Annotated in this window: 21 protein-coding genes; 13 read left to right on the top strand and 8 right to left on the bottom strand. The window is 61.6% G+C overall.

The window, feature by feature from the left end:
• Positions 1-102 precede the first annotated feature (102 nt).
• The 3 genes from K1X12_RS06395 (at position 103) to K1X12_RS06385 (ending at position 3,439) form a co-directional block, all read left to right on the top strand.
• Positions 103-1,020, top strand: a complete 918-nt coding sequence (locus K1X12_RS06395) for a hydrogen peroxide-inducible genes activator (protein ID WP_225907896.1) — start codon at positions 103-105, stop codon at positions 1,018-1,020.
• A 159-nt stretch (positions 1,021-1,179) separates the two neighbouring features.
• Positions 1,180-2,367: an MFS transporter gene (locus K1X12_RS06390; protein WP_220986784.1), complete on the top strand. Its 1,188-nt coding sequence runs from the start codon at positions 1,180-1,182 to the stop codon at positions 2,365-2,367.
• Positions 2,368-2,455: 88 nt separating this feature from the next.
• Complete coding sequence (locus K1X12_RS06385; RefSeq protein ID WP_220986783.1) at positions 2,456-3,439, top strand: bifunctional helix-turn-helix transcriptional regulator/GNAT family N-acetyltransferase; 984 nt, start codon at positions 2,456-2,458, stop codon at positions 3,437-3,439.
• A gap of 23 nt (positions 3,440-3,462) precedes the next feature.
• Here the strand turns inward: K1X12_RS06385 and K1X12_RS06380 are convergent, their stop codons facing one another.
• Complete coding sequence (locus tag K1X12_RS06380) at positions 3,463-4,944, bottom strand: sigma-54-dependent transcriptional regulator (RefSeq protein ID WP_220986782.1); 1,482 nt, start codon at positions 4,942-4,944, stop codon at positions 3,463-3,465.
• 304 nt (positions 4,945-5,248) lie between these two features.
• Here K1X12_RS06380 and K1X12_RS06375 point away from each other — a divergent pair, with 304 nt between their 5' ends.
• Together K1X12_RS06375 and K1X12_RS06370 are read left to right on the top strand one after the other, a co-directional pair.
• On the top strand, positions 5,249-6,760 hold the full coding sequence (locus K1X12_RS06375; RefSeq protein WP_225907895.1) for an inorganic phosphate transporter: 1,512 nt from the start codon (positions 5,249-5,251) through the stop codon (positions 6,758-6,760).
• A 148-nt stretch (positions 6,761-6,908) separates the two neighbouring features.
• Positions 6,909-9,287: a hypothetical protein gene (locus K1X12_RS06370; RefSeq protein WP_220986781.1), complete on the top strand. Its 2,379-nt coding sequence runs from the start codon at positions 6,909-6,911 to the stop codon at positions 9,285-9,287.
• Here K1X12_RS06370 and K1X12_RS06365 read toward each other — a convergent pair.
• On the bottom strand, positions 9,284-9,634 hold the full coding sequence (locus K1X12_RS06365; protein WP_220986780.1) for a DUF2200 domain-containing protein: 351 nt from the start codon (positions 9,632-9,634) through the stop codon (positions 9,284-9,286). The two genes, K1X12_RS06370 and K1X12_RS06365, sit on opposite strands and share 4 nt — an antisense overlap.
• Positions 9,635-9,747: 113 nt before the next feature.
• On the opposite strand from K1X12_RS06365, the gene uvrB reads away from it, so the two are divergent.
• The 3 genes from uvrB to K1X12_RS06350 are packed head-to-tail and all read left to right on the top strand — an operon-like array spanning position 9,748 to position 13,171.
• Entirely contained in the window at positions 9,748-11,937 is a 2,190-nt protein-coding gene (uvrB, locus tag K1X12_RS06360) for an excinuclease ABC subunit UvrB (protein ID WP_225907894.1), read from the top strand.
• Entirely contained in the window at positions 11,938-12,588 is a 651-nt protein-coding gene (locus K1X12_RS06355) for a DUF5343 domain-containing protein (protein ID WP_220986779.1), read from the top strand.
• 31 nt (positions 12,589-12,619) lie between these two features.
• Positions 12,620-13,171: a Swt1 family HEPN domain-containing protein gene (locus tag K1X12_RS06350; RefSeq protein WP_220986778.1), complete on the top strand. Its 552-nt coding sequence runs from the start codon at positions 12,620-12,622 to the stop codon at positions 13,169-13,171.
• 174 nt (positions 13,172-13,345) lie between these two features.
• Here the strand turns inward: K1X12_RS06350 and K1X12_RS06345 are convergent, their stop codons facing one another.
• Both K1X12_RS06345 and K1X12_RS06340 read right to left on the bottom strand, forming a co-directional pair.
• Positions 13,346-13,819, bottom strand: a complete 474-nt coding sequence (locus tag K1X12_RS06345; protein ID WP_220986777.1) for an REP-associated tyrosine transposase — start codon at positions 13,817-13,819, stop codon at positions 13,346-13,348.
• Positions 13,820-13,956: 137 nt separating this feature from the next.
• The gene (locus tag K1X12_RS06340) at positions 13,957-14,823 is read right to left on the bottom strand and encodes a hypothetical protein (RefSeq protein ID WP_220986776.1); all 867 of its coding nucleotides are present in this window, start codon (positions 14,821-14,823) and stop codon (positions 13,957-13,959) included.
• A 247-nt stretch (positions 14,824-15,070) separates the two neighbouring features.
• On the opposite strand from K1X12_RS06340, the gene K1X12_RS06335 reads away from it, so the two are divergent.
• A complete protein-coding gene (locus tag K1X12_RS06335) occupies positions 15,071-15,373 on the top strand; it encodes a hypothetical protein (protein WP_220986775.1) in 303 nt (100 codons plus the stop codon).
• 306 nt (positions 15,374-15,679) lie between these two features.
• Positions 15,680-18,046, top strand: coding sequence for a TonB-dependent receptor (locus tag K1X12_RS06330; RefSeq protein WP_220986774.1), 2,367 nt, complete (start codon positions 15,680-15,682; stop codon positions 18,044-18,046).
• A 130-nt stretch (positions 18,047-18,176) separates the two neighbouring features.
• Here K1X12_RS06330 and K1X12_RS06325 read toward each other — a convergent pair whose 3' ends face one another.
• Entirely contained in the window at positions 18,177-18,830 is a 654-nt protein-coding gene (locus tag K1X12_RS06325; RefSeq protein ID WP_439649733.1) for a TetR/AcrR family transcriptional regulator, read from the bottom strand.
• Positions 18,831-19,034: 204 nt separating this feature from the next.
• On the opposite strand from K1X12_RS06325, the gene K1X12_RS06320 reads away from it, so the two are divergent.
• Together K1X12_RS06320 and K1X12_RS06315 are read left to right on the top strand one after the other, a co-directional pair.
• Positions 19,035-19,910 carry an alpha/beta fold hydrolase gene (locus tag K1X12_RS06320; protein ID WP_220986773.1) on the top strand — a complete coding sequence of 292 codons (876 nt, stop codon included), beginning with the start codon at positions 19,035-19,037 and terminating at the stop codon, positions 19,908-19,910.
• A complete protein-coding gene (locus tag K1X12_RS06315; RefSeq protein ID WP_220986772.1) occupies positions 19,907-21,187 on the top strand; it encodes a spinster family MFS transporter in 1,281 nt (426 codons plus the stop codon). The genes K1X12_RS06320 and K1X12_RS06315 overlap by 4 nt, the downstream gene beginning before the upstream one ends.
• 99 nt (positions 21,188-21,286) lie before the next feature.
• Here K1X12_RS06315 and K1X12_RS06310 read toward each other — a convergent pair whose 3' ends face one another.
• Entirely contained in the window at positions 21,287-21,901 is a 615-nt protein-coding gene (locus K1X12_RS06310; protein ID WP_220986771.1) for a hypothetical protein, read from the bottom strand.
• 117 nt (positions 21,902-22,018) lie between these two features.
• The gene (locus K1X12_RS06305; RefSeq protein ID WP_225907893.1) at positions 22,019-22,846 is read right to left on the bottom strand and encodes an ABC transporter permease; all 828 of its coding nucleotides are present in this window, start codon (positions 22,844-22,846) and stop codon (positions 22,019-22,021) included.
• 248 nt (positions 22,847-23,094) lie between these two features.
• Here K1X12_RS06305 and K1X12_RS06300 point away from each other — a divergent pair, with 248 nt between their 5' ends.
• The gene (locus K1X12_RS06300) at positions 23,095-23,646 is read left to right on the top strand and encodes a GcrA family cell cycle regulator (protein ID WP_220986769.1); all 552 of its coding nucleotides are present in this window, start codon (positions 23,095-23,097) and stop codon (positions 23,644-23,646) included.
• Positions 23,647-23,777: 131 nt separating this feature from the next.
• Here the strand turns inward: K1X12_RS06300 and K1X12_RS06295 are convergent, their stop codons facing one another.
• The gene (locus K1X12_RS06295; RefSeq protein WP_220986768.1) at positions 23,778-25,166 is read right to left on the bottom strand and encodes a sensor histidine kinase; all 1,389 of its coding nucleotides are present in this window, start codon (positions 25,164-25,166) and stop codon (positions 23,778-23,780) included.
• Positions 25,167-25,276 lie beyond the last annotated feature (110 nt).

Raw genomic sequence — 25,276 nt, 5'->3', positions numbered from 1 at the left:
GAGTTTGCAAGCCTGCGTCGGTGGCTGCAGGCACCCCCGCCTTGCTGCAGCGCACATAATAAAGAAAATTGATAATTTCGATTTATCGTATAGATTATCCCTATGATACTTCCCACGCTCCGCCAGCTTCAGTTCCTCGTCGCGCTCGGTGAAACGGGCTCTTTCTCCCGTGCTGCCGAGGCTTGTCACGTCACCCAGCCTACCCTGTCAGCAGGGATCAAGGAGCTGGAAGACCTGTTTGGCGTCGCTTTGGCAGAGCGCGAATCCCGTGGCGCCACATTGACGCATGCTGGGGAAATCGCCGTGGCGCGCGCTTCTGCGCTGCTGGCAGACGCTCACGCCCTCGTCCAGGCAGTCACCAGCGCCGGGGCGCTCTTCTCCGGCCCGTTCCACCTTGGCGCCATTCCCACCATCGCGCCCTTCGTCCTGCCGCGCATCGTCGGCCAGCTGACACGCCGCTATCCCGACCTCAAACTCTACCTCACCGAAGACCGCACCCACCGGCTGATCGACCAGCTGCGCGCGCGAACGCTCGACGCCGCCTTCATTGCCCTGCCCTGGGAAGCGCCCGGCATCGAAGTGATGACCTTGTTCGACGATGAGTTCCTGCTCGCCGCCCCCGCCAGCCACCCGCTGACCCGTAAGAACGGCCTCTCCCCGGAAGACCTGCAGGACGAAGACCTGCTGCTGCTGGAAGACGGCCACTGCCTGCGCGACCATGCCGTCTCCGTCTGCCGCCTGAAATCGGGCGCGGGCCGGGAGCAGGTCGCCGCCACCTCGCTCGGCACGCTGGTCAACATGGTCGCCGGTGGCCTTGGCGTCTCTCTCATTCCGCGCCTTGCGGCCGATAACGGCCTCGCGCTTGGCCCGGATGTCGCCGTGCGCTCCTTCGTGACGCCGATCATCGGTCGCCAGGTCGGCATCGCCTGGAAGTCCGGCAGCCCGCGCGAAGCCGAAGCCCGCAAGCTGGGCGAACTGGTGCGCGAACAGATCCGCCCACAGATTTCCAGCGCCAGCTGACCTGCGCTCTGGTGCCCTGAGCCCACGCCCCGGAATTCTCCCGCGCCGCCCCCCTACCGCCGCCGGCAGCGGCAGAGTAAGAGGCGTTACAGGGGAGACCTCAAAGGACACCGGATCCGGCATGCAAAGCCATGCAGCCATCGGCATTTGTGAGGCGCCATGGGCCTGAGCGCTTCCTGGCGCGCCGCCTTTGCGGCGGGCGCAGTCAATCTCGTGCTCGGCGCAAACCTGCCTTACCTCCCTGTGTGGATGGAGCGCGTCGCCGGTATGTCCGGCGCCGAGATTGCCGGCGCCAGCACGATTGCCATCCTCATCCGCATTGTCGCCGGTCCTTTGGCCGCGGGGTTCGCGCAGGATCACGGCCTACGCGGCACGCTCGCCTCGGTCATGGTGATCGCGCTCGCCGCCTACGCGCTGCTCTTCCCGGACTCGCCCCGCGCGCTCGATTTCTTCCTCTGCGTCCTCGTTTACAGCGCGATGAACGTCGCCGGCCCGCTGTTTGAAGCTGTCCTTGTTTACGGCACGCGCAATGGTCGGCCCGACTATGGCGAGAGCCGCGCCATCGCCTCGGCTGCTTTCGTCAGCGCAAACCTCGCCGGCGGCGCCATCCTCAGCGCCTGGGGGCCGCACTGGGTGTTGATCTACCTCATCGCGGCAGCGGCCATCGCCGCCATCGCGCCGCTGTTTACGAAGCAGGGCGCCCGCGCCGCCGTCACCCGCCGCCCGCTGATCTCCACCTTCACCGACTCCTTCACCATCTACCGGATGCCTGGCGTCTTCGTGTTCCTGCTGGCAGCAGCCTTCATTCAGGCCAGCCATGGCGCGTACTATGCGTTCGCTTCAAACATCTGGATCGCGCAGGGCATCGGCGGGGGCCATATCGGCGCGCTCTGGGCCACCGGAGTCGCGGCCGAAATTGTGCTGCTGCTCGTCTCGCGCAACCTGCTCAAACAGACCAACTATTATGCCCTGCTCTGGCTCGGCGGCCTTGGCGCGCTCGTGCGCTGGACGGCAGCTGGCTTCGTCCTGCCGGTGGAGGCTGTCTATGTCTTCCAGACCCTGCATGCGGCCAGCTTCGCCATGACCCATATCGGAACGATGCGTTTCCTTCAGGCCGCCCTGCCGGATGACAAGCTTTCGCTCGCCTACTCCGCCAATGGCGCCCTGATCTTCGGGCCCGCCATGGCGGTCACCGGCTTTGTGGCAGGCCTCGCCTATGACGCCCTCGCGCCCGGGGGGATCGACGCGCAGACAAAGCTTTACTGGTTGATGGTCATCGTCACGCTGGCCGGCCTCGCCCTCGCCTGGCGGGCGACACGCCAGCCGATCACCCCCGACGAGCCGTGATTTTCAGCGCCGCGCATTTGCCCTCTTTCCAACGCCTGATCCTTATTTATATAACGCGTTATATATCTAGTAATTGAAAGGATGCGCGATGTCTCGGGATGTGCTGGCAGAGATGGGACACCTCGCGCTGGGCAGCCGCCTGAAACGGCTGGCCGAACGGATGCAGGCGGACGCAACCAAGGTGTTTGCCGATCGCGGCCTGCCCATTCAAGGCACGCACTTTCCCCTGCTCGCCGCGCTCAACACCTATGGCCCCCTCAGCGTGTCGGAGGCCGTCGAGGCAGTTGGCATAAGCCAGCCTGCGGTGACGCGTATCCACAACGCCCTCCAGAAACTCGGCATCACCACCACCTGCCGCGTGGAAAGCGATAACCGTCAGAAGCTCATCCGCCTCACGCCGGAAGGCGAAGCGCTGCTGAACGAGCTGAAGCACGACCTCTGGCCGCAGGTCCGCCGCGCCGCGCAGGGTCTCTGCGGGGGCGAGGAAACCGATTTCCTCTCCTGGATCACCCGCATCGAAGGCGCCCTTCAGGAACGCTCCCTGCACGCCCGTATCAACGAAGAGATCGGCGCTGGCCGGCCGGGCCTGCGGATCACGGAGTATGACGACCGGCTGGCAGGCGACTTTGACGCCATCACCCGCGAATGGGTTGAGGATATGTTCACGCTGGAAGCCAAGGATATCGAAATCATTACGCATCCGCGCGAGAAAATCCTCGCGCCTGGCGGCGAAATTCTGTTCGTCGAGGCGGATGGCCTTGGCGTCGTGGGCACCTGCGCACTTATGCGCGTGGAAGGCGACACCTTCGAACTGACCAAGATGGGCGTGCGCGCCTCGGCGCGTGGACTTAAAGCGGGTGAGTTCCTGCTGAAACGCACGCTGGAACGCGCCCGGCAGATGCCCATCCGGGAACTCTTCCTGCTAACGAATTCAAAATGCGAAGCCGCCATCCATCTCTATGAGAAGGCCGGTTTCGTGCATGATGCGCAGATCATGGCCCGCTATGGCAAGAGCTATGCGCGCGCCAATGTGGCGATGTCCTACGATCTTTCCAATCCGCCCCGGATCTGAAAGGTCCGGGGCGGTTGGAAAAATCAGCCCGCTTCGCGGTCGCGCACTTCAAGGCCGTACTCACGCACCTTGCGATAAAGCGTGGAGCGGCCGATGCCGAGACGGCGCGAGACTTCGCTCATATGGCCGTCATAGAATTCAATCGCATACTGAAGAAGATCGCGCTCGATATCCTGCAGGCTGCGCAGCTCCCCGGCCTCGTCCTTGATGGCCACAGGCACATCGCCAACCATCGGAACGCCCGCGGGCTTGGCATCATTTGCCGGAACCGGCGACGGCTCTGACGCGCGCTGCACCGGAACAGCCGGCAGCATCTTCACTTCGCCCATCATGCTGGCGATCTGCGGGAAGTCCTGCGGGCGCAGCTCATCGCCGTCGCACAGCACAACCGCGCGGAACACGGCATTCTCCAGCTGGCGCACGTTGCCCGGCCAGTCATAGGAATAGAGCATCTTCAGCGTGTCGTCTGCTGCGCCGGACACCTTCGTGCCCTCGCTGGCATTGAAGCGCGCGATGAAGTGATCGACCAGCGCCGGCACATCGTCGCGGCGTTCGCGCAGCGACGGCATGTCGATGGGGAACACGTTGAGGCGGTAGAACAGGTCTTCGCGGAACGTACCGGCCTGGACCTGGGCCGCCAGGTCTCGGTTGGTTGCCGAAATGATGCGCACATCCACCTTGGTCGGGCGGCGCGAGCCAACGGCATCGACTTCGCCTTCCTGCAGTGCACGGAGCAGCTTCACCTGCGCGTCGAGCGGCAACTCGCCCACTTCATCAAGGAACAGCGTGCCGCCATCGGCCTCGACAAACTTGCCGGGTGATTTGGTCACTGCGCCGGTGAAGGCGCCCTTCTCATGGCCGAACAGGATCGACTCGACGAGGTTTTCCGGAATGGCGCCGCAGTTCACGGTCACGAAGGGTTTGCCGCTGCGTGCGCTCGCGCCCTGGATACAGCGCGCGATCACTTCCTTACCCACACCGCTTTCGCCGAGGATCAGCATCGGAATGTCCGACGCCGCGCCGCGCTCTGCCATGCGGATCACCGAGCGCATGGCCGGGGCCGAAGCAATCATGTCCTCGAACTTCATGCCGCCTTCGGCCTTGCGCGACAGGCGTTTCACTTCGCCCGTCAGGCTTTGCATCTTCAGCGCGTTGCGGATGGAGACCACCACGCGTTCCGGGTTCGCCGGCTTGACGATGAAGTCCACTGCCCCGCGGCGCATCGTCTGGACAATCGTGTCGATGCCGCTCGTCGCCGTCAGCATGATCACCGGCAGGTCCGGGCGCTTCGCATTGAGGCGCTCCAGCGTGTCCATGCCCGAAAGGCCCGGCATTGTCAGGTCCAGCAGCACGACATCCACCCCGCCCTGCGGGTCGGATGCCATCTGCAGCCCCGTTTCGCCATCAGGCGCCATGCGGCAGGCAAAGCCGGCCTTCTCGACAGCGGCCTGCAGCAGGCGGCGCTGCGTCGGATCATCATCGACCACCAGGATCGTCTTCGCCATGGGTATACCCTTCATCCAGTCCCTGCGGCCGGTTGCCTCTCTCCAGGGGCCCGTGCCGTTTCGTTACGCCCCGTTCTGACACAGACGCATGGAATTACGGTTTGCGCAGTCGATTGAATTTCATCGAAATCTTCGTCCTTTGCGCGCCCCCGGAACGCCCCCGTTTCACTAGACAGCACGCGGAAGTTTTGTGACAGTCCCGTGACATCTGCAGTTGCACGCCGGAATCTTGATCGGACCGGGTTGCAAATTTCCGGCGGTTGCGGCTTGTGCGCCTCACATCGTCTAGAGCGCGGGGGCTTCAATGGTGGACGGCAAGGAACCAGTGATCGTCAAGGAGACGCTCGACAAGGACCTTGCGAAGATCGGGAAGGCCGAACAGGCCACAGCCTCCATGGCACGCGCCGTCGTTGCGCCGGGCCTGGGCTTCCTCTTCCTCGCAGCCATCGTGGTTATCGGCGGCACGCTTTTCGGCGGCCAGGACAATGGCCTGCTGATCGTCGCCGCCGCCGCCATCGGCGGTTACATGGCGCTCAATATCGGCGCCAATGACGTGGCCAACAATGTCGGCCCTGCGGTCGGCTCCAAGGCCCTCACCATCTTCGGCGCCCTGGCCATCGCGGCGGTCTGCGAAAGCGCCGGCGCCCTGCTCGCAGGCGGCGATGTCGTCTCCACCATTTCCAAGGGCATCGTCGATCCCGCCCAGGTGTCAAACCCTGACACCTTCGTCTGGCTGATGATGGCCGCCCTCATCTCCTCGGCGCTCTGGGTAAACCTCGCGACGCTGCTCAGCGCGCCGGTCTCCACAACCCACTCCGTCGTCGGCGGCGTCATGGGCGCAGGCATTGCCGCGGCCGGCTTCTCCGCCGTCAACTGGCCCGTCATGGCCGGCATCGCGGCCAGCTGGGTCGTCTCGCCCCTGCTCGGCGGCGTCATTGCCGCCGCCATGCTCGCCTTCATCAAGTTCGCCATCATCTACCGGGAAGACAAGATCGGCGCCGCCCGCCGCTGGGTGCCCGTGCTGATCGCCCTCATGGCCGGCACCTTCGGCACCTACATGTCGCTGAAAGGCATCCGCAAGCTCATCGACATCTCGATGCCCCACGCCCTGCTGATCGGCCTCGGCATTGCCATCCTCACCTGGATCATCGTTCGCCCGCTTATCCGCCGTCAGTCGGAAGGCATGGAAAACCGCAACCAGTCCCTGCGCCAGCTTTTCATCTGGCCGCTGATCTTCTCGGCTGCCCTGCTCTCCTTCGCCCACGGCGCCAATGACGTGGCCAACGCCATCGGCCCGCTCGCCGCCATCGTGCATACGCTTCAGGATGGCGAAGTCGCCACCAAGGTTCACATCCCCCTCTGGGTCATGCTGATCGGCGCCTCGGGCATTTCCTTCGGTCTCGTCCTCTTCGGGCCCAAGCTCATCCGCATGGTGGGCGAATCGATCACCAAGCTGAACCCGATGCGCGCCTATTGCGTTGCGCTCGCCGCCGCCGTCACCGTCATCATCGCCAGCTGGCTGGGCCTGCCGGTCTCCTCCACCCACATTGCCGTGGGCGCAGTCTTCGGCGTCGGCTTCTTCCGCGAATGGTTCACTGCCAATTCGCGCACCCGCCTCAGCTATGTTCACACCAAGTCGCCCAATGGCGCCCAGACCGAGTTTGCCGGCCTCAGCCGCCGCGCCGCCGCCCGCAAGCTCGTCCGCCGCCAGCATGTGAACACCATCGCCGCCGCCTGGATCATCACCGTCCCGGCCAGCGCCATCCTCGCGGGCATCATCTTCTTCGCCCTCGAACACCTCTTCAAAATCGTCTGATCCCCCGCCCTGCGGGCACATTGGATCAACCCGCCAACGCGCCTCCGGAAAATTTCCGGAGCGCGCGCGGCCATGCCCCTTGCGCGAAAGTTAATGAAACGTAAAAGTAGAAACTCACAGGGGTATCCAGGGTGAGGAGACGCGCGAGATGGGCCGCAAAGGCGCCGCCGCGAGCGGGGGAAATACAAGCAGCTTCCTGAAAGTATGGAGCTACGGGGCAACTTACATTTTCGCCGGGCTGATGCTGGCTGCGACGGGCGCCTTCCTGCTCGCCGCGCCCTTCCTGCCGGAGGTGAACGCCGAAGCCGTCCGGGCCGACTGGCTCGCCCTCGCCTGCCTCATCACCGGCCTCTTCACCGCCAACATGGCCCGCATGCTACAAGTGTGGGAAAAGCTGAAGCTGGCAATCGAGCGACCCGCTTCACGCCGGAACCGGCATGAGAGAAACGTCGCTCACCGAGGGCTGCGCGAGCTGTTCTTCTACACGTTCTCAGCATTTGGTGGCCTGACGGCATTCACGTTTCTATCAGCCCAACCTCACTTGCTGCCATGGGAAAACCTGGGACTTCATGGCGTCGGCCTTGTGGACGCCAAGCCTTGGCACGTAGCCACGCTGATAAGCAGCTTATCCTTAGCACTCGTCCCTATACTGACTGCCATCTATTTACAGGCTAAGTCAGAGGAAAAGACACATTCGAGAAAAGTTCTCAGGGACGACGCCATCTCTGTTCCGTCATTCTGGGCGAGCGCAATCATTCTGGGCAGCATTGTCGCGCTGGCTGGCTGGGCGGCCAGTGTTTCTGGAAACGAGTCGGCGACCCTTGCCTCCAACCTGACATTCTTTGTCACGCTGGGCGTCATCGCACTGTTCGTTGCTTTTATTTTTCTGCCCCATCTGGCGCGGTATTTGGAGAGGGCTGGCGACAAAGACACTCGTGTCGGCAAGACTATCGAAAATGGATTTAATCCGCTTGTCCTCCCAGCGCAGACGGCCAGCTATCTAGACTCAATGCTTGTGCGGTTGATCGCTCCGCTCACTGGCGCGACCCAGAAAGGCCGCGGCATACCGCATAGTTTCGTGCTTCTGTCGATTATCCCTCTGACGGCACTCGGCTTTGTGCTGGCACCACCTTACGGGCTTATTCCAATCGCCCTCGGTATGCTGATGGTCATGGCATTGGGCCGGCGTTGGGCTTGGATTGAAGAGGATCGCGAGACCGCCTCTCGCCTCCTAAAAACGGAGAGCCCCCAAATTCAGGTTGGGTTCGACAACGACCTGAAAGATGAAGCGCTTCTCGGCTATGCGTCCCTCTTCATGCTGGTGCCACTCGCCCTGCATCAAATATACGGATGGCAAACAACGGCCTTTGAAATCACCGACGCCAGCCGCGCCGCCAATCCTTTTTTCGCTTGGATTAGCTTCTTCGGTGCCGAACTCGCCAAGGCAGTACCCTTTGTCGACTGGTGGGAAATCTATCAAGTAGACCTCAGCCCACCGATTGAAGCCGCGTCAGATAATCCTTTAGGCAAGCACTTGACGTTCGCAGCGCGCGCGATGGTCGACCTCGTCATCATGGCCGCCCTGTTCCAAGCCATCGCCATCTGGCAACGCGCCCGTGCCCAGAAAAAGCTCTACCAGATCGGCCATGTGAATCACTTTGAACCATTTGCTGAACGCGAATTCTTTGAAAGCGCCTTCATCGGAGCCGGCGACAAACCGCGCCCGGAGTTTCTGAAACAGATCCAGACTCACATTGCGGCTCGCGAAGTTCTTCGGTTGCCGGGCGAGCCCTACAATCCGGAACGTCTCGCAGACTTGCTGAACTCAGACAGCCCAGCAGTCAGACGCACAGCACTTTGGATGGTTGAAGAGTACAAGCTTCTCACTGGCACGCCGGTTGAGCAAATCAGGCAGTTACGCCAACAATGGCTCAACTTGTCATTTCCGCAGTTGTCGGGCTCACGCGTGCCCTCCCTTCGCAAACGCCTGCTGGAGGAAAAGCACAAGTTCGAACAACTGCTCGCTGAGCTGATGGAAAATCCGGCGGTCGTGCGTCTGGAAGAAACTGGCCTTTTGCTGAGCCTGATCGAAGACATTCGCCAAATCCCCGAACTTTCATTCGCGCAGATCGAAACTCTTCGTCTATTTGGAATGCTCCGGAACGAATACGCTCTGCTCGCGCTCGCGGCGCACGTTTTGCCGCCTGCAGAGACTGAATGGCGCCAGAGGGTACAGAACAAATTCGGGCGATCTCCAACACTAAATCTGGGACAAGCTCCAATGCGGATCAAAGTTTACGAAGCGCTTGAGACGTTCGGGACGAACCCGCCAGCAACGCCCGGCATACAACGGAAAACGCTCGGGCTGCTTCGGCTAATGTCTCAAATAGACGGCGCAGAACCTGCCCGCGTGCGCGCAGGAAAGGCCGCCGACGCAGTTGAGGACGCGATACGGAAAGCTTATCCGCAGGTGCGGGACCCGGAAGCTGATGGCGATGGGGACGAACCCGAGTTCGAGCCCACCTAACCCCGCAGGATCTTCTCCATCGCCTTGCCCTTCGCCAGTTCGTCGATCAGCTTGTCCATGTAGCGGATCTCGCGCATCAGCGGGTCTTCGACCTCTTCCACGCGCACGCCGCAGACCACGCCCGTGATCAGCGCCCGCGCGGGGTTGAGCTTCGGTGCCTGCGCAAAGAAGCCTTCGAAATCCGTGCCCGCCGCGATCTGCTTCTCCAGCTGTTTCTGGGTGTAGCCGGTGTGCCAGCGGATGATCTCGTCCACCTCGTCCTGGCTGCGCCCCTTCTTCTCCGCCTTGGCGATGTAGGCGGGGTAGACCTTGGCGAACGCCATGCCGAAAATCCTGTGCCCTGCCATCGCTGCCGCCTCCCGCGTGCCTGCCCCTCGCAGGTCTGTGGGGCCAGTCTAGCGCATCGCACAAAACAAGAACACCCTAGACACGCTCCGGCCCCCGGCCCATATCTGGCGCCATGGCCCGCTCCTCCCGTCCCCCCGCTCGCGGCGTCGCTGACGCTTCTGCTGCCTTCCCGATGTATGGTGCTGCGCTCGACGCGGCCGGCGCCCTGCCGTCGGACCAGTGGACGCCCCACCGGCCGGACCGCAACTGGGTGAAGCTGGAGGGCGGCAAGCGCTTCCGCGTCGCCTCCGAATACGAGCCCGCCGGCGACCAGCGCACCGCCATCCCCGAGCTTGTGGACGGCATTGCCGGGGGCGAGCGCGACCAGGTCCTCCTCGGCGCCACGGGCACGGGCAAGACCTTCACCATGGCCAAGGTCATCGAGGCGACCCAGCGCCCCGCCCTCATCCTGGCCCCCAACAAGACCCTCGCCGCCCAGCTCTATGGCGAGTTCAAATCCTTCTTCCCGGACAACGCCGTCGAATACTTCGTCTCCTATTACGACTACTACCAGCCCGAAGCCTATGTTCCGCGCTCGGACCTTTACATCGAGAAGGAAAGCTCCATCAACGAGGCCATCGACCGGATGCGCCACTCCGCCACCCGCGCCATCCTGGAGCGGGACGACGTCATCATCGTCGCCTCCGTCTCCTGCCTTTACGGCATCGGCTCGGTCGAGTCCTACACCTCGATGACCTTCGCCCTGAAGGCCGGCGACCGCATCGACCCCAAACAGGTCATCGAGCGCCTCGTCGCCAACCAGTACACCCGCAACGATGTCGCCTTCGGCCGCGGCGCCTTCCGCGTGAAGGGCGATGTCATCGACATCTTCCCCGCCCACTATGAGGACCGCGCCTGGAAGCTCTCCTTCTTCGGCGACGAGCTGGAAGCCATCACCGAGTTCGATCCCCTCACGGGACGGACGATCCAGAAGCTGCCCCAGGTCAAGATCTACGCCAACAGCCACCACGTCACCCCGCGCCCCACGCTCAACCAGGCCATCGAGAAGATCAAGGCGGAGCTGCGCGCCACCATCGCCCATTTCGAGAAGAACGGAAAACTCCTCGAAGCCCAGCGCATCGAGCAGCGCTGCACCTACGACCTCGAAATGCTCGCCGCCACGGGCTCCTGCAACGGCATCGAGAACTATTCCCGCTACCTCACAGGCCGCAAGCCCGGCGAGCCGCCCCCCACCCTCTTCGAATACCTGCCCGAGAACGCCCTCGTCTTCACCGACGAGTCCCACCAGACGATCCCCCAGATCGGCGCCATGTTCAAAGGCGACTTCTCCCGCAAGTCCACCCTCGCCGAATACGGCTTCCGCCTGCCCTCCTGCATCGACAACCGCCCCCTCAAATTCGAGGAATGGGACGCCATGCGCCCCCAGACGGTCCACGTCTCCGCCACCCCCGGCAATTGGGAGCTGGAGCGCACGGGCGGCGTGTTCACGGAGCAGGTCATCCGCCCCACCGGCCTGATCGACCCGCCCGTCGAAGTCCGCCCCGTCTCCAATGACGGCGCCAACCAGGTCGACGACATCATGGCCGAGTCCAAGGCCGCCGCCGCAGCCGGCATGCGCACGCTGATCACCACACTGACGAAAAAGATGGCGGAAAACCTGACAGACTTCCTCCACGAGAACGGCGTGAAAGTCCGCTACATGCACTCCGATGTCGACACCATCGAGCGTATCGAGATCATCCGCGACCTGCGCCTCGGCGTGTTCGATGTCCTCGTCGGCATCAACCTGCTGCGCGAGGGGCTGGATATTCCCGAATGCGGCCTCGTCGGCATCCTCGACGCCGACAAGGAAGGGTTCCTCCGCTCGGAAACCTCCCTCGTCCAGACCATCGGCCGCGCCGCGCGCAACGCGGACGCAAAAGTCATTCTCTATGCGGACAAGATCACCGGCTCGATGCAGCGCGCGATGGACGAAACCAGCCGCCGCCGCGAAAAGCAGATGGCCTATAACGAGGAACACGGCATCACGCCGACCACCATCAAACGCGCCGTATCAGACATCCTCGCCGAACTCGGCGAAAAGAAAGACGCCCCCCGCGCCAAAGGCCGGGACAGCAAGCGCCGCGGCGTCGCCGAAGAAAAAGCCTTGCCACTTCCCGGCGCATCAGGGCACAATCTCAAATCTGCCATCGCAGACCTCGAAAAACGCATGCGCGAAGCCGCCGCGAACCTGGAGTTCGAAGAAGCGGCGCGCCTCCGGGACGAGGTGAAGCGGTTGAGGGAAGAGGATTTGGGGATTTAGATGTCACAGCTGCCTTATGTTACTGCACCGGGGAATATTCCACGAGCACTAGATGCCATAAAGACGGCAGCAACGCCGCCGAAAGTAACACAAGATTTCGTCAAAACGATACTGGGTATTCCCGGCGGCTCCGGCGACCAAATGACCACCTTTTTGAAACGTATCGGATTTGCCAACACTGATGGCACACCGACTAATCTGTACACGAAGTTTAGAAATACTGGCACATCAAAGAAAGCCGTTGCCGCGGCAATTCGCCAAGCATATGCCCCTCTCTATGTGCGAAACGAATATATGCACGAACTTTCAACGGATGAACTCGAAGGGCTAATCGTTGAAGAAACAGGACAAGCCGCCGACTCAAACGTGGTTGGTCTTATTTCCAGCGCTATAGCTAACCTAAAGAAGTATGCGGATTTTTCCGAAACCCACACGGCCTCAGATCAAGAGGAAGCCGCTAGCAGTGCTAAGAGTTCTAATGATTTCAACATCAGTTTGCCTCCTGCACATGCATCACCAGGTCATCAAGGCATTGGCCTAAATCTCGGCTATACGATAAACCTGAATTTGCCAGCCACTACCGACATCGCGGTCTTCAATGCTATTTTTAAAAGCTTGAAGGAACATCTGCTGACAAACGACGATGCCTAAACGTCCAGACGGAATAATCAGATCCTTCGGGATGTCGGGAGCACAAATCGCTGCCGATATCGAACAAGTTGAGACGCGTTATCAAATAGAGCTTGGGTTTCGGAACGGCCTTAGAGAAGCAAGGCAGTTAGAAAACTACGATCAATTCGAAAGCGCAATTAGATCTCAGGCATCTGAGATGTCGGAATACTATGAGATATTCTTCTGTCTTGAAAATTCGATTCGCACGATGATTTCTAGGACATTACAAGATGCTGAAGAGGGCGATTGGTGGGACACAGACCGTGTCGACCCTGCTATTAAAAAAGAAGTTCAAGATCGAATAAATAAAGAAAGTGAGGCGGCAATGACCGCCCGATCTGAAAACAAGATCGACTATACAACGTTTGGCGAACTGGCTGTTTTGATCAACAAAAATTGGGACATATTTGAGCCGCTTTTTACAACTCGATCTGCTGTTCAACGGGTACTTTTTCAACTCAATCATCTTCGGAACCCGATCGCGCATTGCTGTCCCCTCGCAGAGGACGAGAAGGACCGACTTCGATTGACCGTGAAAGATTGGTTCCGAATAATTGCCTAGCAATGGACCGCTCCGCGATCCGTAGGGTGGGTTGAGCGGAGCGATACCCACCATCTGCCCTCGCCACCGAAACGTTGCCCGGCGGGTATCGGCTTCGCCTCAACCCACCCTACGGGTGCCCCACCTCACGCATTTGCGGTGGGTATCGCTCCGCTCAACCCACCCTACGATTCATTACATAAACCCCAACTCTGCCTTGCGGCGCGGCCATGTCGAATAGGGCCAATCATCCATTTCCGCGACATGGCCATGTTTGACCGGATTGAAATGGACGTAATTCACATGTGCGTCGAGGTCGGCCTCATCGCGGATCGCATGTTCCCAATACCGCCGTTGCCACACATTGCGTTCGCCCTTCCGGCCTTCGGCTTTCTCCGCCGCCGGCAATCGCCGCGTGAAGCCTGATTTCAACAAACGTAACCGCGCCGGATAATCCGCGTCGCCTTCCGGCAAAGCCATCACGACATGCATATGATCGGGCAAGACCACCGCCGCCAATGTCTCGAATGGCCTTACACGGACGACCTCACCCCAACTTTCCCGCAAAGCCCCGATATGCCGCACAAGCAAATCCGACCGCCTGTCCCGAAGGTTCAGCGTAAAGAAATACGTGCCGCCGGGCACAAAAAGACGCCGGTAATTGGACATGGCGTCAACATGCCGGGAACCCCAAAGGTTGCAAGCAGTTTCGTTGGTTTCGTAGGGTGGGTTGAGCGCAGCGATACCCACCAAGCAACGTTGCGGAGGAGAACGCAGATGGTGGGTATCGCTTCGCTCAACCCACCCTACCGGTTAAACCTCACCGGAAACGCGTCCTCGATCCCGTAGAGCTTCTGCCCGCCCGGTATGTCCGGTTCGGGCTGGGGCAGGATGCTCCGCCCGCGGGAGACCGCCCTTAAATGGGGCGGGTCTCCGCGGCCGGGGAAGAGGCGCCATTTCTTCACCTCCTCTTTCAGGCGGAACACTTCGCCAAGGATCTCCATCTCTTCCGCGATGATGGCTTCAGAACAGGCATCCTCAGGCAGAGGCGCGCGTGAAGCCCGCGCCGCCTCCCAGAGTTGATCTTCCTCCGCTTTCTCGGCGGCACTGAGGGGCGTCTGGTTTGCGTAGACGGGCGCGCGCCCCTCCGCATCCGCAGCCACCATCTCTTCCAGGGCCTCCAGCGCCTGCGTGCGCCAGTCGTCCTCCACCACCCCCTCCGGAGGCGGATGATACTCCAGATAGGCCTTCAGCGCCTGGCGCCCGCGCTCCAGCTTCTGCGCCTCGCGCAGCCATTTCAAGCCATAATCGACATACCCCTCCTCGATCGCCGCAATCGCGCGCAGCTTTGCCATGCCGGAAAGCTCGCCGAGCCGCGCGACCCGCGCGCGCGGGGCAAGATCTTTCAGCTCCGGATAGTCCGCCTGCCCCGTGAGGCGCGGCCCCTGCGCCAGGCTCGCCCGCGCGCGCACATCCTTCTTGCGGAATCCATCCACCCGCGCCCAGTGATGGATCGTGGACGGAGAAATCTTCAGCCGCCGCGAAATATCCACCAGCCGCTCGCCCTGCTCGGCCGCCTCCCGCGCCAGATGCCGCAGCGACATCGAGGTCGCCGCCGTGTTGACGTGCCTGGTGCGCTTGGGCGGAGCTGAGGGGGCTGCAACATCGGTCATCCGCGCAGCCTACCCGCCCCGCCAACCCAGCCGGATAAGTCCCGCGCTATCCACGCCGTCATCCCGGAATTTGCGCAGCAAATATCCGGGCCCCAGCCGTCAACCGGGAAGCCCGCACGCTGGCTCCCGGTCTTCACCCCGGACTTCGTCCGACGCGAAACCGGGATGACAAACCCCGCGCCTTGGCCACCCAAACTTAACCTCCCCCTGCTACCCCTAGCCCCAGCAGAGGAAAGGAGCCCCCAAGATGTGGATTCACCGCAAGGAACACTTCCGGAATGCCAATGCCAGCCCGGAGCGCTCCCGCGTGGCGGCCACCATCTATTACCGGCTCGATGGCAAGGATAAGCCCCCGCCCCAGGGCTGGGCCGAGACCTGCCCTGTCTGCGGGGCACATATCCGCGTCTCCCGCCCTTCGCATGGCGGCACCTTCGTTTCCGAAGTCCTCCCCTCGGGCCGCCACATTCCCCATCCCTGTTTCGACCGCCTCAAAGGCAAACGCCCGAGCGATGAAACGCTCGACCTGTTCGAGTGGCAGCCCCCGAACTAGCGGCGCGGCTCCGCTCACCCCCGCGCAGGCGGGGGCCTCCCCAGGCAACGCGCGCGCCTTGGCGGCCCGATGGGCGCGCCGCTGGCGCCTGCTTGGAACAAATCCCCGGCTTTTTGGAGTTTTGGTTGGAGTTTTTGCCGCGCCGCCGCGCGCAGGCATCCGACCATGGTCTGAAATCGCCTGGAATCAGGCCGGTGTTGCCTCCGGAACACATTGACAGGACCTCCGCCCCCTGTCATTTCAACGGTTGTTGAAAATCAACACTTGTTGAAAAAATGCCCGATTAACGGGCGAAGGGAGGACAATATGGCCGGAAGTTTCAACAAATTCATGGCATTGGCGCTGTGCGCCACGGCGCTCACCCCGGTGGCCGCCATTGCCCAGGAAGCCGCCGATGAGTCCGGCGCCTCCGAAGAACGCCGCTTCGGCGCCGTCGTCGTCACCGCCCAGCGCCGCGAGGAAAACCTGCTCGACGTGCCGCTGTCGGTCTCCGCTTTCGATGGCGAGCTGCTGAGCGACCTTGGCATCCAGACGATGGACGAAGTCGCCAAGATCTCGCCCAACGTGACCCTCGAAGTGTCGCGCGGCACGAACAACACCCTCTCCGCCTTCATCCGCGGCGTGGGCCAGCAGGATCCTGTTTCGGGCTTTGAGTCCGGCGTGGGCATCTATGTCGATGACGTCTATCTGAACCGTCCGCAGGGCGCCGTTCTGGAAGTCTACGACGTTGAGCGCATTGAAGTTTTGCGTGGTCCGCAAGGCACGCTCTATGGCCGTAACACCATCGGCGGCGCGGTGAAATATGTCACCAAGGGCCTCTCCGATGACCCCACCCTGAAGGTGCGCGGCGCCCTCGGCAGCTATAACCAGCGCGATATCGTGGCCAACGCCTCCACCCCGCTCACCGACAATCTCCGCGTCGGCGCTGGCGTCGCCTTCTTCACCCGCGACGGCTTCGGCGAAAACCTCATCACCGGCGAAGACAACTACAACAAAGACGTCGCCGCCTACCGCCTCTCCGCCGAATGGGACGTCACCGACAAGTTCCAGATCCGCGTTGCTGGCGACTATATGAGCGATGAGTCCAACGCCCGTCAGGGCCATCGGATGATCCCGGACCTGTCTGCGCCGTTTGAGTATCCAGTCCTCAACAACGTTTATGATACGCGCGCAGGCCTGAACGCGATCAAGCAAAATGTTGATGTGAAAGGCGGCTCTATCGTCGCCCAGTATGAGCTCAACGACAACATCACGCTCAAGAACATTCTGGCTTACCGTGAAGACGAAGGCACCTCGCCGATCGATTTCGATTCACTGCCTGAAGTCGATGTCGATGTTCCCGCGATCTACACAAATGATCAGCTGTCGAACGAATTCCAGATTTCGTATTCCAGTGACCGCCTCAACGGCATCGTCGGCGCATACTATCTGGAAGCCAATTCCGACACGGTGTTTGATGTTGGCCTTTTCACCACCGGTGAACTTCTGAACCTGATCAACAGCACGACCATCTATTCCGGTTACACTGCGCAAACCTATGGTGATGTGGGCACGAACACCTGGTCGATCTTCGCTGATTTCACATATGATCTGACCGACCAGTTCTCCATCGCCCTGGGTGGCCGGTACACTGAGGATAAGCGCTCATCGACGGTGCTTCGCCGCACGTATCTGGGCGGGTTCTCCGAATTCTTCGGCGGCAATGGCGCGGTCGCAGCGACGATCTCGAACTTCACCGGCTCGGAAACATTCGATGACTTCAGCCCGCGTGCCTCGCTCACCTACAAGCCGGTCGAGGATCACACGCTCTACGCGACCTATTCGCAGGGCTTCAAAGGCGGCTCCTTCGATCCGCGCGGTGTCTCCACACTCGCCATCGACCTTGATCAGAGCGGCAGCGTTACGCCGGATGAAGTCAAAGCGTTCATGCTGTTCGAGCCTGAAGAAGTGGACAGCTATGAAATTGGATGGAAATCCAATCTCTTCGACAACCGCCTGCAATCCAGCCTTGCTGTGTTCTACATGGACTACAAGGACGTTCAGATCCCAGGTTCGGTTGGTGTTGATGCCAACAATGACGGCGTCTTCGAAACTTTCGCGGGCGTCACGACAAATGCCGGCGCCGCAACTCTCTGGGGCGTGGAGTATGAAGGAACCGCCCTGCTCGGCGAGAAGATGTTCAATGACACCGACATGCTCACCGCAAGCACAAGCATCGGCTACATCAACGCCGAATACGATGAGTTCATCGCAATTGTAGGCGGTACCGCAGTGAACCTCGCCGATCAGCGCGTCGTGCAGAACACGCCGGAATGGACAGGAAGCCTTCGGTTCTCCTATGACACGCCGTTCAATATCCTTCAAAAGGAAGGCCGTCTCATCATCAATCAAATGACGTCCTATCGCGGCGACTCCAGCCAGTTCGAAATCCCGAGCGCAATTGACCAGGAAGCCTACACGCTGGTTGATCTAAGCCTGCGCTGGCAAGAAACGGGAAGCCGCTGGGGCTTCAACATGACTGCCAAGAACCTGACCGATGAGCGGTACCGGGTCTCCGGTTACAACTTCATCAATCCGGTGACGGGCGCCCCGAGCCTTGGCCTTGAAGGCGTTCTGACCGGCTTCTATGGCGACCCACGTACCTTCACTTTCGGTATCGACTACACATTCTAGGGTTCGGAGCGTTTCCTCCCGGCCGCGTCTCATGGGACACCGAGACGCGGCCATTCCGGACCCCACTTCAGGGCGGCACCTTCAGGCGCCGCCCTTTTTCTTTATACAGATCGAAAAAATGTTTCCCCGCTCAGCGAGCGCTGCGCTTACGGCCCCGCACAGGCAAAGCAGCTGGCGTGGCTTTTTGCGCTGCTTCAAAGCCGCCGGTGATGAAATGCACCATATGCTCGCAGGCATCGGCCAGGTCGTCGGAATGACAAACTCCGCCGGAAAGCTGGTCGATCCGTCCGGTCTGCGCCAATGCCAGCGTCAGCGCGCCAGAGAAGCAGTGATAGCCCCAATAAAGGTCTTTATCGCTCATCTCCGGAAGAGACATACGTAGCGCATCCAGAAACTTCCGGATCAATGGGTCGAAATGCTCCGTCATCAGCCGGCCGCCCCAGCCCGGAGAGTTGTTCACGTAAGCCACAAGGGCGAAATAGTTTTTCCAGCCCTGATCGGCCACGTGCGGCCCCGTCAGCATCGGCTCCAGATAGGCCCGGATAATCGCTTCCACAGTGGGCGGATTGGGCGCCGCAGCCTCGATTTCCGCCATGAGCGCTTCTTCACGCCACAAATTGACGAGCTCAGCGCGCCGGATGAAGACAGCGTTGAACAGCTCGCGCTTCGGGCCGAAATAATAATTGGGCAATGCCAGATCCACGCCTGCCCGATTGGCAATGGTGCGCAGCGTCACCCCATCAAAGCCGTGCGCACTGAACTCCGCTTCGGCCGCGTCAAGGATCGCGGTCCGTCTGTCTGCTTTCGGCGGCGTCTTGGTTCGCGCGTTCAGGGTTCTCTCCCGTCATTGTTTTTATTTCCAAGCCTACGGGCCAGACCGCCTGCTTGTCAAAGTGACCCATTACACTTGCAATTCTGCGCCGATTACGGCTAATTTTCAACATCTGTTGAAACGGGGCACCAGCTCCCGTCGGGGGAGGGTATCGCGATGCTGCCGGATGGCACGGACATCAGCTGGGAATCGGCTGACGGGCTTCGCCTGTATGCAAAGTCTTACGGCCCGCAGGATGCGCCGCTTACGGTGCTCTGCATTCACGGGCTCACGCGCAATCACAAGGATTTCGAGCCGATGATTGCCGCCCTGCCCCAGCACTATCGCTACATCTCCGTAGACGTTCGCGGCCGAGGCCAATCGACCTATGATCCGAATCCGGATAATTATGCGCCCCCCGTCTATGCAAAGGACATGATCGCCCTGCTCGATCATCTCGGCGTCTCGAAAGTCGCAACCATCGGAACTTCGATGGGCGGGCTGATCTCGCTGATCTTGGCACGCCAGGCGCCGGAGCGGCTCATAGGCGTCACGCTGAATGATGTCGGCCCCGAGGTCGACAAGGCCGGTATTGCGCGCATCGCCACCTATGCCGGCAAGGCACGCCCGGTGACGAGCTGGGAAACCGCCGCCGATGCGGTAAAAGCCACCCAAGGCGTCGCGTTTCCTGATCTTCCGGCCGAGCGCTGGCTGGACTTTGCCCGGCGCACCTATCGGGAACTGCCTACGGGCGAATTCATTGCCGATTATGACCCGAACATCGCCGCCTCCCTGGGTAAAGTGAAGCCGGGTCGCCTGATGAGTTTCGTCATGTGGCGCCTTTTCGGCGCGATGAAGAAAATCCCGCTACTGATCATTCGCGGCGGCACATCCGACATTCTGGCCGCAAGTACGGCAGACCGCATGGTGCGCCGCCACCCCGATGCGCGCCTTGTCACCGTTCCGCAGGTGGGCCACGCCCCGCTGCTGGACGAACCGGAAGCCATCGCGGCCCTTACAGAATTCCTTCGTAGGCTGGAGACCAAGGCATGAGCCTCACCACCGAACCCCAATCGAAGATCTCCGGCCGCGCCTGGATCCTCGCTGTCCTGACGCTCACCTACACCTTCAACCATGTCGACCGGCAGATCCTCGTCATCCTGCTGGAGCCGATCAAGAATGAGTTGGGCCTGAAGGACAGCCAGCTCGGCATGCTGAGCGGGCTCGTCTTTGCCGCCTTCTATGCCACGCTTGGCATTCCGGTCGCCATGTGGGCAGACCGGGGCAACCGGCGCAATATCATCGCGCTCGCCCTCGGCATCTGGTCTGCCATGACCGCCCTGTCGGGCCTGGCGCAGAATTACATCCAGCTCCTCCTTGCCCGGATGGGTGTCGGCGTTGGCGAAGCAGGCGGCACGCCGCCGGCCACTTCGATGATCGCAGACCTTTATCCCCCGCAGGAACGCGCCACCGCGCTCGGCATCTACACCAGCGGCATCGGCCTCGGCATCATGGCCGGCTTTGCGCTGGGCGGTTTTATCAACGAGCTTTATGGCTGGCGTGTCGCCTTCTTCGTGGCTGGCATTCCGGGGCTGATCCTGGCCCTGATCGTACGCTTCGGCATCCGCGAGCCCGTGCGCGGCCTTGCCGACCAGCGGAAAGATGATGGCCCCGCCCCGTCGATGGGCGAAACGCTCCGCTTCATCTTCACGCAGAAATCCCTGCTCTGGCTGTTTGCCGGCTGCCTGCTCATTTGCATTTCCGCCAACGCCTTCCTCGTTTTCACCTCCAGCCACCTTCAGCGCACCTATGGCCTGACGCCCGGCCAAGTCTCCCTGCCGCTCGGCCTGCTGATTGGCGGTGTCGGTAGTGTCGGCGCCATCGTGCTGGGCCGGGTCTGTGATACGCTTTCGAAGAAGGACCTGCGCTGGCGCCCGCTGATCATCGCGGTCTGCGCCGCGATAGCCCTGCCCTTCGCCTGGATGTTCCTGCGTGCGCCCAGCGTCGGCATGGCCTACGCGTGGAACATCGTGCCGAGCTTCATCGGCCTCATCTATGCCAGCGTCGCCTACACCGCGTCCCAGGAACTGGTGAAGCTGCGCATGCGCTCCTTTGCATCGGCCTTCATGCTGTTCTGCCTCACGCTGATCGGCATTGGCGGTGGCCCGTGGATTGCCGGCGTCCTGTCGGACCACTTCACCGCCGCCGGCGCAGCCCAGCCGCTCGCCAGGTCGCTGGAACTCATCCTGCTCTTCAACGCGGCCAGCATCGTCTGCCTGCTGATGGCGACGCGCTCCTATCGCCGCGACGCGGCCCGCGCCGCCGAATAGGCTGCCACCCTCAGAATGCAATCAGGCCGGCAGATGGGCCCATCTGCCGGCCTGTTTTGTTTCTCCGGGGGCTCAGGCGTCGCCGCCTGGCCGCTGGGATCAGTATTGCAGCGTATTTGGCTCAGCTTCCGGCGGCGGCTCAACCGGCGGCGCAGCAGGCTCGGGCATTTTCTCGTCGATGGTCTCGTCCGCTGGCTGGGGCGCAGCGCTGGCCATGCCACAGCAACGCACCTGCATCTCAAGCACACGGTCCTGGAAGCGGCACTGCTGGTCGTTGATTTCCCGCAGGATGGACGGGCCACCGGCGCGATAGGTGAAGCGCGTCTGCGTGCAGCTGGTCAGCGTGTAGCCTTCGCGGCAGGTGCCGATGTTCGACTTCTGGATGGTGCGGGTTTCGCAGAGCATCTGGTCTTCCTTGGCCATCGCCTCTTCGGCGCGCGCCATGGCGGCGGCTGCATCAGCCCTCGCCTGGTCGGCCGTCGACTGCGCGGTTGCCGTCAGCGACAGCGCATCGGAAAGGCGCATATTGGTGTCTGCCAGGGCGGTCGACTGGCCGTCGATCTCGACCTTCAGGCGGCAGACATTCTCGCTCGCCTTGTCCGGATTGGCGCAATACTGCGCCACCGTCATATCGTTCGGAATGCTCGTGCATGCCGCCGTTACGCATAGAGCAGCCAGCGCAAGGCCGCCCGAAAGCATCTTTGTCAGGGTCATTTGAACTCCATCACCGTTGCCTTGGGGGCTTCATTTGCCCTCCATCTGGTTATGGGGTCCCAGTAAGAATTTCAGGTCAACCCAGCTCGCGCAGGGGGCGAACTATTCATACCCGCCTCAGGTCTTCAGCTTGTAGCCCCTGCGGAACAGCGCCCACACCCAGATCATCGAGCCGAGCGACAGCAAACCTGTATAAATCACACCGATCAGGATGGATCCATTTGCGACACCCAGATGCCCGTAGCGGTATCCATCGATCATGTAGAAGATGGGGTTGAGGTGGGCGAGCGTCTGGAACGGCTCCACCATAACCTTCACATCGTAGAAGGTGCCCGACAGGAATGTCAGCGGCACGATCACGAAGTTGGTCACCGCCGCCAGATGGTCGAACTTCTCCGCCCAGATGCCACCAAAAGCGCCCAGCGCCCCAAGGATAATGGCCGAAGTCAGGGTAAACCACAGGATCGGCCAGACATGCGCCACAGAGAGGTTCGCCAGCCCCGAAAGCTGAATGGCAATCGCCGAAATTCCGGCCACTACCAGCCCGCGCGTTACCGCCCCGCCCAGGAAGGCAATCGTCAGCTCCAGCGGCGAGAGCGGCGGCATCAGGAAGTCGACATGGGTGGAATTGAACTTCGCCTGCAGCAGGCTGGAGCTCGTATTGGCAAAGGCGTTCTGCAGGATCGCCATCATGATCAGGCCGGGGGCGAGGAAATCATTATAGTTCAGCCCTTCGAAATCGCCCGTCAGCCGGCCCCGGTCCCCGAAGGCCAGCTTGAACACGGTCATGAACAACAAGGTCGTCACCACCGGTGCAAAAACCGTCTGCATCCACACCTTCAGGAAGCGGCCGACCTCCCTTTTGTAGAGTGTCCACAAGCCAAGGCTGTTGAAGGCGCCATATTGGCGAAGTCGAGATTGCGCGCTGCCGGGAATCGTATCCATGCAAGGCAGATAAGCGAAACACGACCCCAGTGCGAGGGGCCCGGCGATTTTTACATTCCGGCTCGCCTGTGGATTGCTCGCCACAAGATATAGAAACTCTGTGGAATGCGCCGTCCGCATGTTGTGTTTCGTTTCGCCCCTGATACGATATGTAGGTGTCGAGAGGGGCGACGCGTAATTGTCGTCACAACATCTAGTAGGTTTGGGTCTTGTTCCGGCCCGGCCTTTGTGCGGGAGACCTGCAAACCATGTCATGGACTGATGAACGGGTAACAGTGCTCAAGAAGCTGTGGGCCGAAGGCCACTCGGCTTCTCAGATTGCCAAACAGCTCGGCGGGGTTACCCGCAATGCCGTCATCGGCAAGGTACACCGCCTTGGCCTGTCCGGCCGCGCGACGCCGTCGCGCCCAGTGAAACGTCCGCCGCGTCTGGCGCGTCCGAAGCCCCGTTTCGTGGCCGAGGCGCCCGCCGTCGTCGCAGCAGCGCCGGCCCCGGCTGCCGCAGCTACCAAACTTCCGGGCGTTACCGATGTCCCGGCCCTGCCGGAGCGCACCGCATCGCTCGCGCCGCTGCCGCCCCTGCCGATGGCAGACGGCACACCGGCCTCGATCCTCACGCTTCGGGATTCCATGTGCAAATGGCCGATTGGCGACCCCGCAGACCCCAAATTTGCTTTCTGCGGACGCAAGGCAGATTGCGGACCCTATTGCGCTGAGCACGCAGCCGTTGCATTCCAGCCTGCAAGGAAGCGCGAAGGCCGCAAATCCGAATACGACTTCGTCCGGCGCATTGCGGGCTAAAGCCCAGCATTCCATCTCGCCAGATAGAAGAAAGCCCCCGGCGCCCCCCGCCCCGGGGGCTTTACCTTTCCTGGGTTATCGTTCCTGAACTCTGGCCTGAACTCTGGCCTGAACTCTGGGGCCGGAAGGCCTCAATCGGGCGGCGCATCCTTGGCTGCCGGAAGCCACACGCCAAAGGCGGTCCCCTCGCCAATCCGCGTCTCCACCGCCAGCCCGCCGCGATGGTGGGTCATGATATGCTTGACGATGGCGAGCCCGAGGCCCGTGCCGGTAATCTTGCCGCCCCGGCTCTGGTCGGCCCTGTAAAACCGCTCGCCCAGGCGCGGCAGGTGTTCCCGCTCGATCCCCGGCCCCTGGTCTTCCACCCGCATCCAGACGTTCAGCTCATTGACGGCCACACGGTTGGGCGTCTGCAGCAGCGTCATCCGCTCGCTCCCCTCCCACAGCTGCGCGGCCAGGCTGCGCGCTTCAAACCCGTCGGCGGCCACGCCGCAATGGACCACTACCCGGCTGCCTGTACCGGAATATTTGATGGCGTTGGAAATGAGATTTTCCGCCACCTGAACCAGCTCGTCCCAATTGGCGGTCACATCGGGAAGGTCTTCTGCCCCTTCCACCACAAGCTCCACGCCCCGGTCGCTCGCCAGTGGAAGGAGCGCGTCGACTGAGTTCATCACGATGTCCGCAAAATGCTCCCGCGCCGTCGGCAGCATATGTTCGGTGCTCTCGATCCTCGAAAGTGACAGCAGGTCTGCAATCAGGCGGCTCATCCGCTCTGTCTCGCCTGCCATGATCGCCAGGAACCGGTCCCAGGAGTCCTTGTCCTCGCGGGCAGGCCCCCGCATCGTCTCGATGAAGCCGGAAATCGCCGTCAGCGGCGTACGCAGCTCATGGCTGGCGTTGGCGAGAAAATCGGCACGGGCGCGGGCCGCGCGCTTTACCGGCGTCAGGTCTTCCAGCAGCACCAGCAGGCTGTCGCTCGCACGGACCGAATGAATATGCGCCCGCCAATGCTCGTCCGGCCCGATCTCCAGCTCCAGCGAGCTGGAAACGCCCTCCGGCGCCGCAAGGCAGGTTTCGATCGCAGCCAGCAAGGCCGGGGTGCGGATTATCACGCTCGCGCGCGGCGGCGCAGACCGGCGCGGCCCAAGGCGCAGGAAGCTCGCCGCAGGCTCATTATACGCCACAATGCGCTGCTGATCGCGGCTCACTTCAAATGCCGGCAGCGGCAGCGCCGCCAGGAGGTCAGTCGTCAGCACGCTGTCGGGCGTTGAAGCGGCAACCGAAACAACGTCCCCGCCCCCTGTCTTCAGGCTCGCCGAGCCGACATAATAAGCCGACGCGACAGAGCCGATCACAAAGATTCCGGATAGCGCCTCGATCCAACCCAGAGATCCGGTCAGCACCAGAACCAGCAAGACCATGCCCGCTGTTCCGACAAGAACAGAAAAATCTTTCGCGCGCCGTGTCATCGAACGGCGACGGGCTTGTAAACCCTCTGTTTCGGAAGTCTGGCTCATAGTGACAACCGCCTGTATCGGAACGTTTTTCCCGGGCCCTTCTGTAGCGGTTATTGCGTATACGACGCCATGACAAAACTGCGGAACCAGAAGGCCTGGAAAAAAGGGTT

Origin of the sequence: Hyphomonas sediminis (genome assembly GCF_019679475.1) — a bacterium.
GTDB classification, from domain to species: domain Bacteria; phylum Pseudomonadota; class Alphaproteobacteria; order Caulobacterales; family Hyphomonadaceae; genus Hyphomonas; species Hyphomonas sediminis.
The sequence above is the reverse complement of the archived record's forward strand: the minus strand, read 5'-3'. Positions and strand labels throughout refer to the sequence as shown.

Coding starts and splice junctions, on each gene's coding strand:
- uvrB (WP_225907894.1), top strand. CDS start 9,748: ATGGCCCGCTCCTCCCGTCCCCCCGCTCGCGGCGTCGCTGACGCTTCT.
- K1X12_RS06355 (WP_220986779.1), top strand. CDS start 11,938: ATGTCACAGCTGCCTTATGTTACTGCACCGGGGAATATTCCACGAGCA.
- K1X12_RS06395 (WP_225907896.1), top strand. CDS start 103: ATGATACTTCCCACGCTCCGCCAGCTTCAGTTCCTCGTCGCGCTCGGT.
- K1X12_RS06335 (WP_220986775.1), top strand. CDS start 15,071: ATGTGGATTCACCGCAAGGAACACTTCCGGAATGCCAATGCCAGCCCG.
- K1X12_RS06330 (WP_220986774.1), top strand. CDS start 15,680: ATGGCCGGAAGTTTCAACAAATTCATGGCATTGGCGCTGTGCGCCACG.
- K1X12_RS06315 (WP_220986772.1), top strand. CDS start 19,907: ATGAGCCTCACCACCGAACCCCAATCGAAGATCTCCGGCCGCGCCTGG.
- K1X12_RS06340 (WP_220986776.1), bottom strand. CDS start 14,823: ATGACCGATGTTGCAGCCCCCTCAGCTCCGCCCAAGCGCACCAGGCAC.
- K1X12_RS06350 (WP_220986778.1), top strand. CDS start 12,620: ATGTCGGGAGCACAAATCGCTGCCGATATCGAACAAGTTGAGACGCGT.
- K1X12_RS06365 (WP_220986780.1), bottom strand. CDS start 9,634: ATGGCAGGGCACAGGATTTTCGGCATGGCGTTCGCCAAGGTCTACCCC.
- K1X12_RS06300 (WP_220986769.1), top strand. CDS start 23,095: ATGTCATGGACTGATGAACGGGTAACAGTGCTCAAGAAGCTGTGGGCC.
- K1X12_RS06295 (WP_220986768.1), bottom strand. CDS start 25,166: ATGAGCCAGACTTCCGAAACAGAGGGTTTACAAGCCCGTCGCCGTTCG.
- K1X12_RS06305 (WP_225907893.1), bottom strand. CDS start 22,846: ATGGATACGATTCCCGGCAGCGCGCAATCTCGACTTCGCCAATATGGC.
- K1X12_RS06385 (WP_220986783.1), top strand. CDS start 2,456: ATGTCTCGGGATGTGCTGGCAGAGATGGGACACCTCGCGCTGGGCAGC.
- K1X12_RS06345 (WP_220986777.1), bottom strand. CDS start 13,819: ATGTCCAATTACCGGCGTCTTTTTGTGCCCGGCGGCACGTATTTCTTT.
- K1X12_RS06310 (WP_220986771.1), bottom strand. CDS start 21,901: ATGACCCTGACAAAGATGCTTTCGGGCGGCCTTGCGCTGGCTGCTCTA.
- K1X12_RS06375 (WP_225907895.1), top strand. CDS start 5,249: ATGGTGGACGGCAAGGAACCAGTGATCGTCAAGGAGACGCTCGACAAG.
- K1X12_RS06370 (WP_220986781.1), top strand. CDS start 6,909: ATGGGCCGCAAAGGCGCCGCCGCGAGCGGGGGAAATACAAGCAGCTTC.
- K1X12_RS06320 (WP_220986773.1), top strand. CDS start 19,035: ATGCTGCCGGATGGCACGGACATCAGCTGGGAATCGGCTGACGGGCTT.
- K1X12_RS06380 (WP_220986782.1), bottom strand. CDS start 4,944: ATGGCGAAGACGATCCTGGTGGTCGATGATGATCCGACGCAGCGCCGC.
- K1X12_RS06390 (WP_220986784.1), top strand. CDS start 1,180: ATGGGCCTGAGCGCTTCCTGGCGCGCCGCCTTTGCGGCGGGCGCAGTC.